Genomic DNA, 19,103 nt, shown 5'->3' on the forward strand with positions numbered 1-19,103 from the left:
AAAGCGCGGGATCTTTTAAGATGATTTCGAGTTCTTTTCGGAAAGTGACGTTATCAAGCAGGTTAGATTTCAAATCGCGTAACAGATTACGCATAGATAGCATGGCCCGAAGCTGCGGTATCTGGCGCGCCACCGCCTCCGGTTCAAAATCCTTCATACTCTGAAAGGAGAGATGCACGTTCTCTTCCGAGCCGTCGTCCACGAGGGTATTTTTAACGATGAGATTGATTTGGGGATTAAGATCCGCCAGCACGCTATTAAAATTGTTTTTGTTGATGTTTATCTTCTCTCGCTCGGAAAGCGGGCCCTCGGCTTTGCCATTGCTGAAATCGCCTACGCTAAGGAGCTTAAGCGGCAGCTCCACTTTTTTCTGCGCGCCCCCTGTAACAAGATCCAGTTTTATATTTACACGCGCACGAGGTATCTCATTCTGAAATGATTCAGACATATATATTTGTCTCCTGAATTAATTAACATCCCTGCCAGGTATATTGCCACCAGGGTTAACGGACGCATTACTATTTACGCCTAATTTAGCGCAGGGTAAAGCAAACAAAGCGGCCTTTTTGAAAATTAGGAATTTGACAGTGACATAAGTAAAAATATTTAAAATGGAAACAAGCGGAAATATTATGCGGCATTTATTTTACTGCTGATATAAATGCATCTAAGGATGTAAAAAAAAGCCAGGCAGTTATTTAACTGTCTGGCTTCATCTGTTTGAAAGGCTTTTATGCAGGCGGTAACGCTTACTCGGCGTCAGGCTCTTCAGTTTTGTACTTCGCCGCCGTCTCTTTGATCAGCGTCTGCAGCTCGCCGCGCTGGTACATCTCAATGATGATATCGCAGCCGCCAACCAGTTCGCCGTCAACCCACAGCTGTGGGAAGGTCGGCCAGTTAGCGTATTTTGGCAGTTCAGCGCGGATGTCCGGGTTCTGCAGGATATCAACATAGGCAAAACGCTCGCCGCACGCGGAGAGCGCCTGCACGGCCTGGGCGGAGAAGCCGCAGCTCGGCAGCTTAGGGGAGCCTTTCATATACAGAAGGATCGGGTTTTCAGCGATCTGCTGCTGAATTTTCTCTACGGTTGTGCTCATTGTCTTACTTCCTTAACGTCTTACGGCGTGGTGTGACATTCTAGCTTTTCACACCAGCAGGTAAAATAACATTTTGTTCACCAACCGTTAGTTTATCGCCTGAAGGATAAAGTTGCCGTAAAAATTGTGCTGCTTAGCGCCAGGGCCTTCACAACTGGTCATCTCGTGAGCGTTAAAGCGGGATAACTGATGCTTTTTTTTGCGCTTGCTAACGAAACAGAGCTGTGATGCAAAAAGTTTATTAACTTTTTGCCATTTTATGCTTTAGAATCGACGAGTTTTGTAAATCACACGCATGTCGTATTCGTTACTTGACTGACTCAGGGGATTGCTCAGTGGCGCGGATAAATAAAATCTCGATCACGCTCTGTGCTTTAGTTTTTGCCTCGCTGACGTTCTCGCCGCTGGCCGGGGCATCAGAACAGGCGCGGCCCTCTGCCGTGCAAAAAACGCATTTGGCAAAAGCATCAGAGCGAAACAGTAAAAGCACTAACCAAAAGACTTCAAAGAAAAGCAGTGGCACTGCAAAAAACACAACGAAAAAAACCAGTAAAAAGGCAAGCACCGCTAAAACCGCCTCCTCCAGCACCAAGCGCGCATCAAACAGCGCGAAAGCCAGTAAAGTCGCCTCTCGCCGCACGAAAACCAGCCCAGACAAGATTGCCGCCGTCGCTTTAGCGGAAAAGTGCACCGCGCGTAAAGGCCACAAGACACGCTGCGTGAAGGTAAAAGGCGATAAGCCAGAGACGCTGGCGGATCTGCATAAGGCGCGGATGCAAAAAGCACAGAAAACCGCCATGAATAAACTGATGGATCAGATCGGCAAGCCCTATCGCTGGGGTGGCTCCTCCCCGCGTACCGGCTTTGACTGCAGCGGTCTGGTCTATTACGCCTATAAAGATCTGGTCAAGTTCCGCATCCCGCGCACGGCCAATGAGATGTATCACCTGCGCGATGCTTCTCCGGTCGACACCGGTGAGTTGCAGAGTGGCGATCTGGTCTTCTTCCGCACCCAGGGCCGGGGCACCGCCGATCACGTCGGCGTCTACGTCGGTAACGGTAAATTCATCCAGTCTCCGCGCAGCGGCCAGGATATTCAGATCACCTCCCTGAGCGAAGATTACTGGCAGCGCCACTACGTGGGCGCGCGCCGGGTGATGACCTCTAAAACCCTTCGTTAATTCAGTGTCCTGCCGGTCTGCGGCAGGACACTTTCTTTACGTTTACTCCACCGCGTATTCGCGTTCGGCTTTGCCCCGTCCAGAGACCAGCACCAGCAACAGCGCCAGCACTGCAATCAGCGCCCCGGTAACGGGTACCACGCTATACCCCAGCCCGCCGGAGATCACCGCCCCACCTGCCGCTGCACCCAGCGCATTGCCCAGGTTAAAGGCTCCGATATTAACGGATGACGACAGGCCTGGCGCTTCATGAGCCACACGCATCACGCGCATCTGCAGCGGTGGCACCACGGCAAAGGTCGCTGCACCCCAGATGACCATGCTCACCGCCGCACCCAGCTCGCTACGGGCCAGAAGCGGAATGGCCAGCATGATAACGATCAGCAGCAGGAAAAAGCCTTTAAGGGTGCCGCTTACGGAGCGATCCGCCAGCTTGCCGCCGAGGTAGTTGCCGATGGAGAAGCCAACCCCGATCAGCACCAGCATTGCAGTCACAAACAGCGGCGTGGCATGAGCGATCTCATGCAGTACCGGTGCGATATAGGTATAGAGCGTAAACATCGCCCCCGCGCCCAGCACGGTGGTCAGTAAAGCCGACAGCACCTGCGGACGCACCAGCACGGCCAGCTCTTTACGCACATCCGGACGCTGCCCGGCGCTGCCTTTTGGCAGAGAGAAGAATAGGCTAAGCATCGAGATCACGCCGAGACCCGCCGTGGCAAGAAACGACATTCGCCAGCCGATGGTTTCACCCAGCCAGGTGGCCGCCGGTACGCCGCCGATGTTGGCGATGGTCAGCCCCATAAACATGGTTGCCACCGCGCTGGCCTGCTTCTCTTTAGGCACGACGCTGGCCGCCACCACCGATCCCAGGCCAAAGAAGGCCCCGTGGTTAAGGCTGGTGATAATGCGCGACAGCAGCAGGGTGGTATAGTCAGGAGAGAGTGCGGACAGCACGTTGCCCAGGGTAAAGATAGCCATCAGGAAGATCAGCGCGCTACGACGGGCGCGATGGGAGAGCAGCAGCGTCATTAGCGGGGCCCCCACCATCACGCCAATGGCGTAGGCGCTGATGAGCATTCCCGCTGCCGGTATAGAGACATCTACCCCACGAGCGATCGTCGGCAGCAGGCCCATCGGGGAGAACTCGGTGGTACCGATGCCAAATGCCCCTATCGCCAGGGCCAGCAGGGGAAAGTTGATTTTCATATTTTGACTCCAGAATTGCCGTGTCGACAGGCGACACCGTCACAGAAGCCAAAAGCATGACATTTATCACAAAAAAACAGAAGTTATCAAACTAACAAAAGTTTATTGCCATTTTGCTAACAATTAGCAGGGGAGTAGCGGAGATAACAAGCAGAGGGAGAGGACTCTCCCTCATACTGAATCAATTTAACGCAGCGGTCAGCGCACCGGCAACAATCAGGCCCAGCACAACAACGGTGGTCATCAGGGAAAACTTCAGATCTGCACTCATCAATTTCTCTCCATTCTTATTACCCCACAAAAAGTGAGCTTGCGCATTTTTACACATTTATGGGCAAAAATCTTCTTTGATTTGGGGTGATATGCGTTTTAACGCTTCCCCTTTTCATCAAGATAAGACAAAATTCCACGCTAAATTTATTCGCGTACCGGCCATAGACCCCTCCTGACGTTCCGTGTCGTTTTCCCGGCGAATCGCATCCCCAAAAGTTGCGTGCAGGCTGAGTAGAGGCAAACGTTTACCTACACTATTTTCAGGAGCTTACGTCGTGGTTTGGAGTGACATTGAATGGCAACTATAAAAGACGTAGCGAAACGAGCAAACGTTTCCACCACAACCGTATCACATGTTATTAACAAAACTCGCTTTGTGGCAGAAGAGACGCGTAACGCGGTATGGGCAGCCATTAAAGAGCTGCACTATTCACCCAGCGCCGTGGCCCGCAGCCTGAAGGTTAACCATACCAAATCGATCGGCCTGCTGGCGACCAGCAGCGAAGCGCCCTACTTTGCCGAGATTATCGAGGCGGTAGAGAAGAACTGCTTCCAAAAAGGCTACACCCTGATCCTGGGTAATGCCTGGAACAACCTGGAGAAGCAGGGTGCCTATCTGTCGATGATGGCGCAGAAGCGCGTCGATGGCCTGCTGGTGATGTGTTCCGAGTACCCCGCCCCGCTGCTGAGCATGCTGGAGGAGTATCGCCATATCCCCATGGTCGTGATGGACTGGGGTGAGGCAAAAGCAGACTTTACTGACTCGGTGATCGATAACGCCTTTGAAGGCGGGTATATGGCTGGTCGCTATTTGGTCGAGCGCGGCCATCGTGAGATTGGCGTGATCCCTGGCCCGCTTGAGCGCAATACCGGCGCGGGTCGTCTGGCTGGTTTTATGAAAGCCATGGAAGAGGCGCTGATCAGCGTGCCGGAGAACTGGATTGTACAGGGCGACTTTGAACCTGAATCCGGCTACCGCGCGATGCAGCAGATCCTCTCCCAATCGCACCGCCCTACTGCCGTATTCTGCGGCGGCGATGTGATGGCGATGGGCGCGCTCTGCGCCGTTGACGAGATGGGGCTGCGCGTGCCACAGGATGTCTCGCTAATCGGCTATGATAACGTGCGTAACGCCCGGTTCTTCACCCCTGCACTGACTACCATCCACCAGCCCAAAGACTCGCTGGGGGAAACCGCCTTTAATATGCTGATGGATCGCATCGTGAATAAGCGTGAAGAGTCCCAGTCGATTGAGGTTCATCCTCGACTGATCGAGCGCCGCTCGGTCGCTGACGGTCCCTTCCGCGACTATCGCCGTTAAGATCGCACCGCTAAAAACCTCGGGAGCCGGTTACTCAGGCTCCCGCAGCCACTCCCGATTAAGCGTTTCGCTATCGCCTAAATAGTCCAGCAGCCAGCCCAGCGCGGGGGAATTATCGTTTTGCTGCCAGGTCAGGCAGCAAGCAGCATCCGGAAACGACTCTTCCAGCTGGAGCTCCACCCACTCGCCGCGATCGAGCCACGGCCGCGCAAAATGGCCTGGCACCATACCGATGCACAGTCCGGCGCTCAGGCATTCTGCTGAAGAGGTCCAGTCCGGCACCACCATTCGCCGCTGGTTGTCCAGCAGCCAGGTGATCCTTTTAGGCAGCAGACGGGAGGTATCTTCCCACACCAGCGATGGCCAGCCGCGCAGAAGATCGTCACTCAGCGGGCCACGCCTGCCCGCCAGCGGGTGATGAGCGGCCACCACGCAGCGCCAGTTGAGCATTCCCATATCGCGAAAGGCAAAGCGCCCGCCCACCGGTATGGCCTGGGTCGCCCCGATGGCCAGCTCCACGCGCCCATCGGCCAGCGCATCCCAGACGCCATTAAATACCTCTTTCGACACCAGCAGCTCCACGTCTGAAAAGTGCCGGTAGAAGTCGACGATCATTTGCCGGGTGCGCTCGGGACGCACAATATTATCTACCGCAATAGCGAGCTGACCGCGCCAGCCGTTGGCTATCTGCTGGCACTGCTGCCGGGTGACCTGCATTTTTTTGATGACAGACCGCCCCTCCTGCAAAAACCAGCTGCCTGCGGGGGTCAATACGACATCCCGATGACGTCGTTCGAACAACGGCACGGCAAGCCACTCCTCCAGCTGACGAACCGTGTAGCTGATAGCAGAGGGAACCCGGTGCAGCTCATGGGCGGCGGCGCTAAAGCTGCCGGTACGGGCAACGGTATCTACCACTTCAAGGGAGTAATCTGACCACATATTCTGCCTGCAAAAAATTTGAATGCACCACGCAAATATTACCGTTTCACAAGCGGGAATGCACTGCCTACACTTTGCCGCTTTGTGATCTGTGCTGTTCACCTGTCGTGTAAAAGATAATAAGAAGGAGTGATGATGTTACCTGGTAAAGGATTTTTAGTCTGGCTAGCGGGATTAAGCGTGCTGGGCTTTCTGGCAACGGATATGTATCTGCCAGCGTTTACCGCTATTCAGCAGGATCTCAACACCCCTGCATCGGCCGTAAGCGCCAGCCTGAGCCTGTTTCTGGCCGGTTTCGCCCTTGCCCAGCTGGTATGGGGCCCACTCTCCGATCGCTTTGGCCGCAGGCCGATACTGCTCTGTGGGCTAGGATTGTTTGCTTTCGGCTGCATCGGCATGCTGTGGGTTCGCGACGGCACCACGCTGCTGGTGCTGCGTTTTGTTCAGGCCGTAGGAGTCTGTGCCGCGGCGGTCAGCTGGCAGACGCTGGTAACGGACTATTATCCGGCTCAGCGGGTCAACCGTATTTTTGCCACCATCATGCCGCTAGTAGGATTGTCACCCGCCCTCGCGCCGCTGCTGGGGAGCTGGATCCTTGCTCACTCCCACTGGCAGACAATCTTCATGGTGCTGTTTGTCATCACGCTGCTGCTGATGCTGCCTGCCCTGCGCCTTAAAAAACCGGTGAAAAAGCGCCATTCGCAGACGACGCCCGTTACCTTTGGGCTGCTGTTACGCTCCCGCTTTTACTGTGGAAACGTCACCATCTACGCCGCCTGCTCGGCCAGCTTTTTCGCCTGGCTTACCGGCTCACCGTTTATCCTCAACGCGCTGGGCTATGGTCCTACGGCGATTGGGTTGAGCTACGTCCCGCAGACCATCGCCTTTCTGCTGGGCGGCTACGGCTGTCGCGCCGCGCTGCAACGCTGGCAGGGGCCACGTATGCTGCCCTGGCTGCTGGCGCTCTATGCGCTGAGCGTGGTTGCCGTCTGGCTGGTCTCATTTATCCCGCAGGTTTCATTAACGCTGCTGCTGGCTCCGTTCTGCGTCATGGCGATGGCTAACGGTGCGATCTATCCGATTGTTGTGGCCCAGGCGCTAAGCCCGTTTCCACAGGGTGCAGGACGCGCGGCGGCGCTGCAAAACACCCTCCAGCTGGGCCTCTGCTTTTTCGCCAGCCTGCTGGTTTCAACGCTTATCGCAACACCGCTGCTCGCCACGACCAGCGTGATGCTGTTGACCGTGCTGCTTGCCGGGCTGGGCTATTGGGTGCAAAAACAGGCCGTAAAATAATTAGTTAACTAATGATAATAGGTTGAACGACCCGTTTTTGCGGCCTATACTCAATTCGATAATTCTTAATAGCAAAAAATATGTATTAACAGGCGTCGGAGTACGCCTGTTCTTCCATGGACGGCATTTTCGGCAAGGGCTATCTCCCTTCCTCTGTTCTACGTCGGATATCAAGCTCACGGCCCGTTCCGTGGGATTTCTCACAAACCATTAAAAGCGTCTACGCTGTTTGAAGGTTCTGATCACATAGGGTGATGGAGAAGCTATGAGTTCATCGTGTATAGAAGAAGTCAACATACAGAGCGATAACTGGTTCCGTATCGCAAGCGAACTGTTAAGCCGCGCGGGGATCAACGTCAACGGTACCGCCCCGTCGGATATCCAGGTGAAAAACCCCCATTTTTTTAAGCGCGTGTTAAAAGAAGGCTCGCTGGGGCTGGGTGAGAGCTATATGGACGGCTGGTGGGAGTGTGACCGGCTAGATATGTTCTTCAGTAAAGTGCTCCGTGCCGGGCTGGAAGACCAGATGCCGCGCCACATCAAAGATACGCTGCGTATCGCCGCGGCGCGAGTGCTTAACCTGCAAACTCAGAAGCGTGCCTGGATCGTGGGTAAAGAGCACTACGATCTCGGTAACGATCTCTTCAGCCGCATGCTCGATCCCTATATGCAATACTCGTGCGCCTACTGGAAAGAGGCCCAGACGCTGGAAGAGGCGCAGGAGGCCAAGCTGCGTCTCATCTGTGAAAAACTGCAGCTGCAGCCAGGCATGCGCGTGTTGGATATCGGCTGCGGCTGGGGTGGTCTGGCCTGGTTTATGGCTAAAAACTACGGCGTCAGCGTGACCGGCGTGACCATTTCAGCAGAGCAGCAAAAGATGGCCCAGGCGCGCTGCGAAGGGCTGGATGTGACGATCCTGCTTCAGGATTACCGCGATCTTAAAGATCAGTTTGACCGCGTGGTCTCGGTCGGCATGTTTGAGCACGTGGGCCCCAAAAACTATGCCACCTATTTTGAGGTGGTCGATCGCAACCTCAAGCCCGACGGCCTATTCCTGCTCCATACCATTGGCTCGAAAAAAACCGACCATCACGTTGACCCGTGGATCGATAAGTATATCTTCCCCAACGGCTGCCTGCCGTCGGTACGCCAGATTGCCAATGCCAGCGAGCCCCATTTTATCATGGAGGACTGGCATAACTTTGGTGCCGATTACGATACCACCCTGATGGCCTGGCACGAGCGTTTCATGGCGACATGGCCGGAAATTGCCGATAACTACTCTGAACGCTTTAAGCGCATGTTCAGCTATTATCTGAACGCCTGTGCGGGCGCGTTTCGTGCGCGGGATATTCAACTTTGGCAGGTGGTGTTTAGCCGCGGCGTCGAAAACGGCCTGCGCGTGGCGCGCTAATACCCTGCGCGTAGCGCGCTAATACATAGTGATGAAAAACCCCGGCGCGCCGGGGTTTTTTGTTGATTACTCTTCGCTGCCGCTGACCGAGGCGGCAATCATCGCTGCTTCACGGCTGGCCAGCACGCGCTCTACCGTATCCACAATCGCCTGGGTCTGCGGGTCGATCTCGATATTTACCCTGTGGCCCAACTTTTTATTGCCCAGCGTGGTGCGCTCCAGCGTTTCGGGGATCAGATGCACACAGAAACGCGTCGGCGTAACCTCACCCACCGTCAGGCTAATACCATCTACGCCAACGTAGCCTTTATAAAGAATATATTTCATCAGGTTGGCGTCCTGAACTTTAAACCAGATTTGACGGTTATTTTCAGAGGCCAGAATTTTCACCACCTCGGCGGTGGTAATAATATGCCCCGACATCAGATGGCCGCCGATTTCATCGCTGAACTTCGCCGCTCGCTCAACGTTCACCTCGCTGCCAACGCTCAGCTCGCCAAGGTTGGTAATACGCAGCGTCTCTTTCATCAGGTCAAAGCTCACCAGCGGGCCGTTGATGCTGGTGACAGTCAGGCAGCAGCCGTTATGCGCCACAGACGCACCGGTCTCCAGCCCCGGCAGCATCGCCTCCGGCAGCTCGACGACGTGGGTGCGGAAGTTGGGTTTTTCATCAATGGACACGATTTTTGCCGTGCCCTGTACAATACCAGTAAACATGCCTACAACTCCTGTAACCATTAATTCGGCGCAAGCCGTTTTGATAATTGCACAATAACAGGTGAAAAAAGAGGTTGCCAGCGCTGCACCCACCCAGGCTGTTTTTTCTCTGGCATATTCGCTGTTCCCCGTTACAATAGTCTGGCTATTTATCCTGCAATTTCTTCTTGCTGCCTGTTACGGCGGCTTTTTCATGCTTTCCTATAACAACAATATACAGGTGTTTCCGTGCAGAAGTATTATATCGAAGCACGCCAGCTGCTGGCGCTGGCTATCCCGGTGATCCTTGCGCAAGTGGCGCAAACCGCGATGGGATTTGTGGATACGGTCATGGCGGGCGGCTACAGCGCCACCGATATGGCGGCCGTCGCGATCGGAACCTCTATCTGGCTCCCGGCCATTCTCTTTGGTCACGGCCTGCTGCTGGCGCTGACGCCGGTTATCGCTCAGCTTAACGGTTCAGGTCGTCGGGACCGCATTGCGCAACAGGTGCGTCAGGGATTCTGGCTGGCGGGCTTTGTCTCGGTATTAATTATGGTCGTCCTCTGGAATGCCGGTCATATTATTCATGCCATGCATAACATTGATCCCGAGCTGGCGGATAAAGCCGTACGCTACCTCCGCGCCCTGCTCTGCGGTGCGCCGGGCTACCTTTTCTTCCAGGTGGCGCGTAACCAGTGCGAGGGGCTGGCGAAGACCAAGCCCGGCATGGTGTTTGGCTTTATCGGCCTGCTGGTGAATATTCCGGTTAACTATATCTTTATCTACGGTCACTTCGGCATGCCGGAGCTGGGCGGCGTCGGCTGCGGCGTCGCTACTGCGGCGGTCTACTGGGTGATGTTTATCTGTATGCTCTCCTACATCAAACGCGCCCGCTCCATGCGCGATATTCGCCAGGATCAGCACGTTGCCGGGCCCGACTTCAGCGTTCTTAAACGTCTGGTGCAGCTTGGCCTGCCGATCGCGCTGGCGCTCTTTTTTGAGGTGACGCTGTTTGCCGTGGTCGCGCTGCTGGTATCCCCGCTGGGCATCGTTGACGTGGCTGGCCACCAGATCGCCCTTAACTTTAGCTCGCTGATGTTTGTCCTGCCGATGTCGCTGGCGGCGGCGGTGACCATCCGCGTCGGTTTTCGCCTTGGACAGGGTTCAACCCTGGAGGCGCAGACCGCCGCGCGCACGGGTTTGGGCGTCGGCGTCTGCATGGCGGTGCTTACCGCTATCTTTACCGTATCGCTGCGGGAGCATATCGCCCTGCTCTACAACGATAACCCCGAGGTAGTGCACCTGGCGGCACAGCTGATGCTGCTGGCGGCAATCTATCAGATCTCTGACTCTATTCAGGTGGTGGGCAGCGGCATTCTTCGTGGCTATAAAGATACTCGCTCGATCTTTTTTATCACCTTCACCGCCTACTGGGTGCTGGGCCTACCGAGCGGCTACGTCCTGGCACTGACCGATCTGGTAGTCGATCGCATGGGTCCGGCGGGCTTCTGGATAGGCTTTATTATCGGCCTGACCTCGGCGGCGATCCTGATGATGCTGCGTATGCGTTTCCTACAGCGGCAGCCTTCCAGAGTGATCCTCCAGCGCGCCGCGCGTTAATTCACGACTAGCCGCCTACGGGCGGCTTTTTTATCTGCGGTTAAACGCCGCTAGCGTAAGGCAATGCCATGCAGAAAGAGACCGACCAGATGCGCAATATGCGGTTGCGGGGCGCTGTCTTGCTCAGTCGCCAGTGAAATTGCCGTTGCAATACACACCAGATCATCAAAGCTGATATCACTCCGAACTGCTCCTGCCGCTTGTCCATTCTGCAAAAGTCGCGTCCCCTCCTCGCGGGTTGCAACACATCCTGGCGTTCCGATCTGAAGAACCGTACCGAGCGACGCCGCAATGCCACGGTAGACATTGGTATACTGGACGAGCTCTTCGAGATACAACCGCAACGCATCCAGCGGCTCAAGCGAAGGGGCTCTTACCCGGCTGGCCTCTGATAAAGCCAAAAACCGATCGCTATACGCCGCCGCCAGCAGCGCTTCACGGGTCGGGAAGCGTCGATAGAGCGTGCCAATGCCGACGCCAGCACGCTTCGCGACATCTTCTAACGAGACGCCTGCGCCCCTTTCATAAAAAATCTCCTCGGCCGCAGCGAGAATTCGCGTTTTGTTTCGCTGCGCATCGGCGCGCAATGGGGGTTCGTGAGCCAACTCTTTTTTCTCCTGTGATGCTTGCTAAATGGAGGGTAACTCCACATAATAAATGGAGCAACCCTCCACTTAATGAAGAGCGAGACTATCTATGTCGATGAGATTCGAAAAAAAGGTCGTGGTGATTACCGGTGGTAGCGACGGTATCGGTTTGACGACAGCGAAGATGTTTGCGGCAGAAGGCGCGCACGTCTATATCACCGGTCGTCGTCAGGAGCGCCTTGATGAGGCACTTAACGAGATCGGTAACGGTGCCGTAGGCATTCAGGGGGACGTCGGCATGGGTGCCGACCTTGACAGGCTCTATGCAAAAATAGCGGAGGATCATGGCCGTATTGATGTGGTCTTCGCCAATGCCGGGGTGTCCGAATCTGCCCCCATCGGCAGTATTGATGAGGATCACTTTGACCGGGTCTTTACCATTAACGTCAAGGGTACGGTCTTAACCGTACAAAAAGCCTTACCCCTGATGTCTTCTGGCGGTGCGGTTGTGCTCGCTGGCTCGGTTGCGGGGAGTACCGGCATTGCTGGCCTCTCTGTGTATAGCGCCACAAAAGCAGCAATCCGCTCATTCGCCCGAACCTGGACAACTGACCTGAAAAGCCGGGGCATTCGCGTTAATACGGTGTCGCCAGGCATGGTTATGACTCCTGCAATGCAGGCCTATCTGGATAGCAATACTGGCGCTGAGGAGTGGATGCAGCAGACGACGCCATTCGGCAGGCTGGCCCAGCCCGAAGAAGTTTCTAAGGCGGTACTGTTTTTGGCCTCCGCAGAGAGCAGCTTTGTGGGTGGCGAAGAGCTGTTTGTCGATGGCGGTTTTATCGCCGTCTAAAGACAGTGCAAAAGGATTTATGATTAAAAATCATCCTTATGCTTCAATGCAATGTGAGCTTTATGTATAAAAGTTCTGCAATCGCGTGAAATCAGTGATAAAACTGCTTTTTTGTGCTTGCCACAGTCGCCGCCTGCCGCTAATATTCGTCCCCGTTGTCACACACAACGTTGCGTTCATAGCTCAGTTGGTTAGAGCACCACCTTGACATGGTGGGGGTCGTTGGTTCGAGTCCAATTGAACGCACCATCTCCTTAGTGCGTCCGTAGCTCAGTTGGTTAGAGCACCACCTTGACATGGTGGGGGTCGGTGGTTCGAGTCCACTCGGACGCACCAAATCATTTCCTGTGATTTGGTGCTTTTTCCTCAGTTTTGCTTCCCGTATCTCATCTGATCCGTTTACCATTTCAATGCTGACCTCTGATTCATGGCGTCTATACTCTAGTGTTCTTGCGCTATAGACTGGAGGTAAAATGGAGTATTTGGCACGACTCAATATAGTTACGGTGTTGATGTCACCCGCGTTTTGGATCAATCTGGCTATCGTCTTTTTTGTCACGTTGATTACCTATTGGCTGACAAACCGGCTGCTGAACTTTGCGTATAAAACCATTCAACAGGCCAGTAAAAAAGAGGAAAACAGCACCCACTCCCGCTTTATCGCGTTCGATATATTGAAGCGAACCAACAAACTCCTTCTCTTTATTGCCGCTTTTTTATTCAGCCTGCGCTTCGTTGACCTTCCCGATCGCCTGTTCTCGACGGTGTCCCACATCTGGTTCTTTGTTATCGCTATCCAGATTGCTATCTGGCTCGATCAGGGTGTGCAGTCCTGGATGCGCCATCTGCTCTATGCGCCAGGATCGAATAAAAACCCGGTGACGATGGTCATTCTGGGTATGATCCTGCGCGTAATTGTCTGGTCGATGATGCTGCTGTCGATTCTGGCGAATATTGGCGTCGATATTACCGCCCTGGTTGCCAGCCTTGGCGTCGGTGGTATTGCCATCGCACTGGCAGTGCAGACCGTGCTGAGCGATGTTTTCGCTTCCCTGTCGATCGGCTTCGATAAGCCCTTTGAGATTGGCGACTTCGTGGTGTTTAACGACGTGGCCGGTACCATTGAGCACATCGGACTCAAAACGACCCGTATACGCAGCCTCAGCGGAGAGCAGATCGTCTGCGCTAACGCCCAGCTGCTGCAACAGACCATTCATAACTACAAGCGTATGCAGACCCGCCGTATCGTTTTCACCTTTGGTGTGGCGCTCGGTACCCCGCCGGAAAAGCTGCGCATCATAGGTGATATGGTCAAAACCATCATTAACGAGGTCGGCGAGACGAAGTTCGACCGCGCCCACCTGCTGGCGTTTAATGCGGATCGCTTGACCTTTGAGGTCGTGCATATCGTCAATACGGCGGATTACAACAAGTACATGGATATTCAACAGGAGATCAATATCCGCATTATTGAAAAGCTGAATGAAAATGAGATTGAGCTGGCCCTGCCAAGCCTGGTGGTAAGAACCCCAGCCCAGCCAGAGGCAACGCCATTCCCCGTTACGATGCAGCGCTGGCCCAAGGAGGCCTGATTTAACTGGGGTTGAGCATTTCTCGCCATCCATGGCGGATGGCATATAATGCTACAGTGTTCATTCAATCGGCTTTTAAAAGGGGTAGCTAATGGAAATTGATCTCGACAACCTGGAGTTTGCCGGGCTTGACGAAGCGCAGGAGCGCAATGCGGAACGTCTGGATGACGCTGATAAAAAAGCGCAGGCGATTATCGCCGATGATGACTGCGGCGACGCCTGCAAAATCTGATACCTGAACCGGCCGCTCTGGCCGGTTTTTTTATATCTCAACAGGGCAGACGGCGGCAAACTGCGAGGGCTGCTCTGGCTCTGGATTATAGTGCTCCAGCCGCTCAAAAAGCGTTTGCACCACCTCTAACTGCTCCCGCTGTGTGGCGTAATCCCGCTGCTGCACGGCATGCTGGGTCAGCCTCTCTACTAGCGCTTTCGCCTCCTCTGCCGCCGCGCTGCGCATAGCCGGTGGATAGATTGGATTTAGCGCAATATCGAGATCCATATCCGTTTGCAGCTGGTTGCTATTAACGACGACGCGGCTTTCCGGCGGGAATGCTTCAGTCACCAGGCGGTGGCTCAAGGCGACCAGCTTAATGTTGTAATCCTGCCGGGGACGATCCGCAGGCCGTGCTAGATCGACAAGCTGAACGATACCAGCCGCGAAGGCAATCGCCTCGCGATCCGGCGGATCGCCCTGGGCCTCAGCCACCGACAGCATCAGAAAAGCAAGCCCCGCCGCCTGTTTGGACTGTGTTCCTGCCCGCTCGGCTGAAGCGAATCCCAGGCCCAGCACCACCAACCTTCGCGCCAGGCGCAGGTTAGCCTCATCCAGCCCCGCCTCGCTTTTCATGAGAGGGTAGCGCGTAATAAACCCCAGCATCGCCTTCATACCGGCCCCCTTCGGCAGAGCGTGATTAAGGCCATTTTCTAATAGATGGATACGCTGCCTCGCAACGGTACACAGCAGCTGGGCGATATTGAGGTCAGCGCTGGCCGTCTCTGGATGAGGAGGAAAGCAGACCCTCTGGTAGTGCAAAACGGTGAGCCTGCTCGTCTCTTCGGTCGGCGGATCCATAAAGACGGCGTTATCCGCATCGTTGGCCCAGGCCCAGGCGAAACGCGCTTCCGCCAGCAGCAAGGCCGGCGGCGCAGCCATCTCTTCTATTTGCGTCAGCGCGACACTCGCCTGCTGGCGGTATACCGCTCCGTCTAAACCGGCTTCGGCGACCACATCGCCAGCCTGGTAAACGCGATCCAGCAGGCAGCGACCACGCCCTGCCTCATCCAGGCTACTGCTACACTCCGCTGGGAGATCCGGCGGGTAGTGGCCGTAGGCATAATGAGCTTGAAGGGAGAGCGTAACCAACAGGAATAGCGCCATGATCTTCTGGCTTCCATGCTGAATAGTAAAGAGACGTTCTATAATCGACATCTAAGGAGATCCGGCAGCGATCGATCACAGGAGTATAGGCAGGCAGAACGTCGCTAAAGTATGAAATTATCCCACCCTTTTGTTTCATATTGCTGTGACATACTATCGTTTATGTCAGCATACCTGCGAACAAGGAGATAACGATGCATAACATGGGTGAAGGTTTAACGCCTGAACAGGCGCTGGAGAAGCTTGATGCGCTGTATGAGCAGTCGGTCAATGCGCTACGCGATGCTATTGGCCTGTATATAGAGGATGGTTCGCTACCCGATACCCTGACGCGTGCCCAGGGCAAGTTTGTCTATCCGGAGCTGTCTGTCTCCTGGGATGGCAATACCACCAATCCGCCGAAAACGCGGGCCTACGGTCGCTTTACACATTCGGGCCGCTATACCACCACGATCACCCGTCCGGGCCTGTTTCGCACCTACCTGCTGGAACAGTTAACGCTGCTGTACAATGACTATGGCGCACGAATCGAAGTGGGCCCCTCCCAGCATGAGATCCCCTATCCGTACGTGATTGACGGCTCTGCGCTGACGCTGGATCGCTCCATGAGCGCCGGGCTGACCCGCCACTTCCCGACAACCGAGCTGGCACAGATTGGCGACGAGACCGCCGATGGGCTGTTTCATCCCACCGAGCTCTATCCGCTGTCGCACTTTGATGCCCGCCGGGTCGATTTCTCACTGGCTCGCCTGCGTCACTACACCGGCACGCCTGTAGAGCATTTCCAGCCCTTCGTGCTGTTTACCAACTACACCCGCTACGTGGACGAGTTTGTACGCTGGGGCTGTAGCCAGATCCTCGATCCCGACAGCCCCTATATTGCGCTCTCCTGCGCGGGCGGCGTCTGGATCACCGCCGAGACCGAAGCGCCGGAAGAAGCCATTTCCGATCTGGCATGGAAGAAGCACCAGATGCCCGCCTGGCACCTGATCACTGCCGATGGCGAAGGGATTACGCTGGTTAACATCGGCGTAGGGCCGTCAAATGCCAAAACCATCTGCGATCACCTCGCCGTGCTGCGCCCTGCCCTGTGGCTGATGATTGGCCACTGCGGCGGCCTGCGTGAAAGTCAGTCCATCGGTGACTACGTGCTGGCGCACGCCTATCTGCGCGACGATCATGTTCTGGATGCGGTACTGCCGCCGGATATTCCTATCCCGAGCATCGCCGAAGTTCAGCGTGCGCTTTATGACGCCACGAAAGCGGTAAGCGGTATGCCCGGTGAAGAGGTCAAGCAACGGCTGCGTACCGGGACCGTGGTCACCACCGACGACCGCAACTGGGAGCTGCGCTACAGCGCCTCGGCTCTGCGCTTTAACCTGAGCCGCGCGGTGGCAATCGATATGGAGAGCGCCACCATTGCTGCCCAGGGCTATCGCTTCCGCGTTCCCTACGGCACCCTGCTCTGCGTCTCTGACAAGCCGCTGCACGGTGAGATCAAGCTGCCGGGTCAGGCCAACCGTTTTTATGAGGGGGCGATTTCAGAGCACTTACAGATAGGGATCCGGGCGATTGATCTGCTGCGCGCCGAAGGCGACCGCCTGCACTCGCGTAAGCTAAGAACCTTTAACGAGCCGCCGTTCCGGTAAGTAAAAGCAAAAAGCCCGCTAAAAAGCGGGCTTCTTTAATTTGGCTCCTCTGACTGGACTCGAACCAGTGACATACGGATTAACAGTCCGCCGTTCTACCGACTGAACTACAGAGGAATCGTGTGAACGGGGCGAATATTAACGACGAGGGGTGGCCTTGTCAAAGGGTGATTTAAAAAAAACGACCGATTGCCCATTTATTCCTCAAGTCGCACAAAAATCCGCACTGCCCGAATATTTACTGTACATCCTGTCGCTTAACCCGCGGATATTTCCACAGCCAGCGGCCGCTGACCATACGCCAGTAAAAGAACACGCCGCGCACCGCCCAGTCGAAGAACATCCCCAGCCAGACGCCGACCACGCCCATGCCCAGCACCACGCCAAGCGTATAGCCTGCCACCACGCGGCAGCCCCACATGCCAAGCATCGAGACCCACATCGCAAAGCGCGCGTCACGTGCGCCCTTCTGCCCCGCCGGCAGTACCCATGATGCAGCCCAAATAGGCATAAAGGCGGCATTAAGCCAGAGCAGCACTTTTACCACCTCCTGCACATCCTGTTCCGGGGTATAGAACGCAGCCAGCAGACCGGCAAACGGCGCGCTGAACCAGGCAATAGCAGTTAGCCCGATTGTCGATAGCCAGAAAACGTGGCGTAGCTGGCGCTCGGCTTGGCCAATCTGCCCCTTACCCAACCGCCTGCCGGTGATGATCGTTGAGGCGGATCCCAGTGCGTTGCCCGGCAGGTTGATTAACGCCGCCACGGAGAAGGCAATAAAGTTCCCCGCAATGACGTTGGTACCCATCCCGGCCACAAAGATCTGCGTCAGCAGCTTGCCGCTGTTAAAAAGTACCGACTCAATGCTGGCCGGAACGCCAATACCCATCACTTCCCAGACGATAGCGAAGTTAAGCGGTTTGAAGTAGCTTTTGAGGGTAATGCGCAGGGCCGGGTTAAAGCCGATCATCAACACCCAAATAATTGCTACTGCGCCAATGTAACGGGAGATCGTCAAACCCAACCCGGCACCGGCAAAGCCGATGCCGGGCCAGGAGAAAACGCCATAGATCAGCGCGCTGCTGATAATGATATTAAGAATGTTCATGCCGCCATTAATCATCAGCGGAATTTTGGTATTCCCAGCCCCGCGCAGCGCCCCGCTGCCGATGAGCGCAATCGCTGCCGCCGGATAGCTCAGCACCGTCAGTTCCAGATAGGTCAGCGCCAGCGCTTTGACCTGTGGCGTCGCTTCTCCTGCCACGACGTTAATAATTTGCGCGCCAAAGTAGTGGATCACCGCCGCCAGCACGGCGGCAAAAAGGGTCATGATCACCAGCGATTGCCGCGCAGCCGCTCGCGCGCGCCGTCGGTCACGCTTGCCCAGGCTGAAGGCAACCACGACGGTGGTCCCCAGATCAATCGCGGCGAAAAAGGCCATCACCACCATATTAAAGCTATCGGCCAGGCCGACGCCTGCCATTGCCTCTTTACCTAACCAACTGACCAGAAAGGTGCTCAGCACCCCCATCAGCAGTACGCAGGTGTTTTCCAGAAAGATAGGTACCGCCAGGGGCGTGATCTCACGCCAGAAGAGGACTCGGTAACTATTACGTTTTTTATACCAGGACGTGCGCACGACGGCCTGTCGTAGAGCGGCAGTGACGTTCAAAATGGACCTTAGCGAGAGTGCGAGAGAAAGTTGAAACCTCATTTCAAATGATGAGGGAGAAATGCCGATCCTGCAAAGTATTTTGCCGCTATTTTGTTGCGAAAAACAACAGAGTGGCGAGAGAAGCAGCAGACGAACGCCATTGATTCAAATGAGGTTTGACAAAAAATTTTTAGCCGCTAATATTCGCTGCGTTCACACGATTCCTCTGTAGTTCAGTCGGTAGAACGGCGGACTGTTAATCCGTATGTCACTGGTTCGAGTCCAGTCAGAGGAGCCATATTAAAGAAGCCCGCTTTTTAGCGGGCTTTTTGCTTTGTTCA

18 protein-coding genes and 4 tRNA genes are annotated in these 19,103 nt (G+C 55.2%); 12 read left to right on the forward strand and 10 right to left on the reverse strand.

The genetic code is table 11. From position 1 onward, the window contains the following. Both tssB and grxD read right to left on the reverse strand, forming a co-directional pair. Positions 1-448 (reverse strand): type VI secretion system contractile sheath small subunit (tssB, locus tag FN633_RS01835; protein ID WP_154058794.1); only part of this gene is annotated, 448 nt, incomplete at its 3' end. A 301-nt stretch (positions 449-749) separates the two neighbouring features. Further along, positions 750-1,097, reverse strand: a complete 348-nt coding sequence (grxD, locus tag FN633_RS01840) for a monothiol glutaredoxin 4 (RefSeq protein WP_042394696.1) — start codon at positions 1,095-1,097, stop codon at positions 750-752. Positions 1,098-1,432: 335 nt separating this feature from the next. Between grxD and FN633_RS01845 the strand changes: the two genes are divergently transcribed. Then, positions 1,433-2,278 carry a C40 family peptidase gene (locus FN633_RS01845; protein ID WP_154056541.1) on the forward strand — a complete coding sequence of 282 codons (846 nt, stop codon included), beginning with the start codon at positions 1,433-1,435 and terminating at the stop codon, positions 2,276-2,278. 42 nt (positions 2,279-2,320) lie between these two features. On the opposite strand, the gene FN633_RS01850 is transcribed toward FN633_RS01845, so the two are convergent. Then, complete coding sequence (locus FN633_RS01850; protein ID WP_154056542.1) at positions 2,321-3,487, reverse strand: MFS transporter; 1,167 nt, start codon at positions 3,485-3,487, stop codon at positions 2,321-2,323. Between the two features lie 181 nt (positions 3,488-3,668). Next, positions 3,669-3,758 carry a cytochrome bd-I oxidase subunit CydH gene (gene cydH, locus FN633_RS01855; protein WP_103820868.1) on the reverse strand — a complete coding sequence of 30 codons (90 nt, stop codon included), beginning with the start codon at positions 3,756-3,758 and terminating at the stop codon, positions 3,669-3,671. Positions 3,759-4,055: 297 nt separating this feature from the next. Here cydH and purR point away from each other — a divergent pair, with 297 nt between their 5' ends. Further along, positions 4,056-5,081 (forward strand): HTH-type transcriptional repressor PurR, encoded by a 1,026-nt coding sequence (gene purR / locus FN633_RS01860; protein WP_042394706.1) that lies wholly within the window; start codon positions 4,056-4,058, stop codon positions 5,079-5,081. 30 nt (positions 5,082-5,111) lie between these two features. On the opposite strand, the gene punR is transcribed toward purR, so the two are convergent. Further along, positions 5,112-6,023, reverse strand: coding sequence for a DNA-binding transcriptional activator PunR (gene punR, locus FN633_RS01865; protein ID WP_154056543.1), 912 nt, complete (start codon positions 6,021-6,023; stop codon positions 5,112-5,114). Positions 6,024-6,158: 135 nt separating this feature from the next. On the opposite strand from punR, the gene punC reads away from it, so the two are divergent. Continuing rightward, positions 6,159-7,316, forward strand: a complete 1,158-nt coding sequence (gene punC, locus FN633_RS01870) for a purine nucleoside transporter PunC (RefSeq protein WP_154058795.1) — start codon at positions 6,159-6,161, stop codon at positions 7,314-7,316. Between the two features lie 265 nt (positions 7,317-7,581). Continuing rightward, complete coding sequence (gene cfa, locus FN633_RS01875) at positions 7,582-8,730, forward strand: cyclopropane fatty acyl phospholipid synthase (RefSeq protein WP_154056544.1); 1,149 nt, start codon at positions 7,582-7,584, stop codon at positions 8,728-8,730. A gap of 66 nt (positions 8,731-8,796) precedes the next feature. Here the strand turns inward: cfa and FN633_RS01880 are convergent, their stop codons facing one another. After that, on the reverse strand, positions 8,797-9,447 hold the full coding sequence (locus FN633_RS01880; protein ID WP_042394719.1) for a riboflavin synthase: 651 nt from the start codon (positions 9,445-9,447) through the stop codon (positions 8,797-8,799). Between the two features lie 228 nt (positions 9,448-9,675). On the opposite strand from FN633_RS01880, the gene mdtK reads away from it, so the two are divergent. Further along, on the forward strand, positions 9,676-11,049 hold the full coding sequence (gene mdtK / locus FN633_RS01885) for an MdtK family multidrug efflux MATE transporter (RefSeq protein WP_154056545.1): 1,374 nt from the start codon (positions 9,676-9,678) through the stop codon (positions 11,047-11,049). Positions 11,050-11,099: 50 nt separating this feature from the next. On the opposite strand, the gene FN633_RS01890 is transcribed toward mdtK, so the two are convergent. Beyond that, complete coding sequence (locus FN633_RS01890) at positions 11,100-11,654, reverse strand: TetR/AcrR family transcriptional regulator (protein WP_154056546.1); 555 nt, start codon at positions 11,652-11,654, stop codon at positions 11,100-11,102. Between the two features lie 91 nt (positions 11,655-11,745). Here FN633_RS01890 and FN633_RS01895 point away from each other — a divergent pair, with 91 nt between their 5' ends. The 5 genes from FN633_RS01895 to FN633_RS01915 all read left to right on the forward strand — a co-directional run bounded on the left by FN633_RS01895 (position 11,746) and on the right by FN633_RS01915 (position 14,313). Beyond that, complete coding sequence (locus tag FN633_RS01895; protein ID WP_154056547.1) at positions 11,746-12,489, forward strand: SDR family NAD(P)-dependent oxidoreductase; 744 nt, start codon at positions 11,746-11,748, stop codon at positions 12,487-12,489. A gap of 172 nt (positions 12,490-12,661) precedes the next feature. After that, positions 12,662-12,738, forward strand: a tRNA-Val gene (locus FN633_RS01900). Between the two features lie 10 nt (positions 12,739-12,748). Continuing rightward, a tRNA-Val gene (locus FN633_RS01905) sits at positions 12,749-12,825 on the forward strand. A 137-nt stretch (positions 12,826-12,962) separates the two neighbouring features. Continuing rightward, on the forward strand, positions 12,963-14,081 hold the full coding sequence (locus FN633_RS01910; RefSeq protein ID WP_154056548.1) for a mechanosensitive ion channel family protein: 1,119 nt from the start codon (positions 12,963-12,965) through the stop codon (positions 14,079-14,081). A 91-nt stretch (positions 14,082-14,172) separates the two neighbouring features. After that, a complete protein-coding gene (locus FN633_RS01915) occupies positions 14,173-14,313 on the forward strand; it encodes a hypothetical protein (RefSeq protein ID WP_154056549.1) in 141 nt (46 codons plus the stop codon). A 30-nt stretch (positions 14,314-14,343) separates the two neighbouring features. Here the strand turns inward: FN633_RS01915 and FN633_RS01920 are convergent, their stop codons facing one another. Next, complete coding sequence (locus tag FN633_RS01920; RefSeq protein WP_154056550.1) at positions 14,344-15,510, reverse strand: hypothetical protein; 1,167 nt, start codon at positions 15,508-15,510, stop codon at positions 14,344-14,346. A gap of 143 nt (positions 15,511-15,653) precedes the next feature. Here FN633_RS01920 and FN633_RS01925 point away from each other — a divergent pair, with 143 nt between their 5' ends. Next, positions 15,654-17,108 (forward strand): AMP nucleosidase, encoded by a 1,455-nt coding sequence (locus FN633_RS01925; protein ID WP_154056551.1) that lies wholly within the window; start codon positions 15,654-15,656, stop codon positions 17,106-17,108. Positions 17,109-17,149: 41 nt separating this feature from the next. On the opposite strand, the gene FN633_RS01930 is transcribed toward FN633_RS01925, so the two are convergent. Then, positions 17,150-17,225 (reverse strand) — tRNA-Asn (locus tag FN633_RS01930). Between the two features lie 121 nt (positions 17,226-17,346). Then, the gene (locus FN633_RS01935; RefSeq protein ID WP_154056552.1) at positions 17,347-18,822 is read right to left on the reverse strand and encodes an EmmdR/YeeO family multidrug/toxin efflux MATE transporter; all 1,476 of its coding nucleotides are present in this window, start codon (positions 18,820-18,822) and stop codon (positions 17,347-17,349) included. A gap of 162 nt (positions 18,823-18,984) precedes the next feature. Here FN633_RS01935 and FN633_RS01940 point away from each other — a divergent pair. Next, positions 18,985-19,060 (forward strand) — tRNA-Asn (locus tag FN633_RS01940). The last annotated feature ends 43 nt before the right edge of the window (positions 19,061-19,103 follow it).

It is taken from the genome of Pseudescherichia vulneris (assembly GCF_902164725.1).
GTDB lineage: Bacteria > Pseudomonadota > Gammaproteobacteria > Enterobacterales > Enterobacteriaceae > Pseudescherichia > Pseudescherichia vulneris.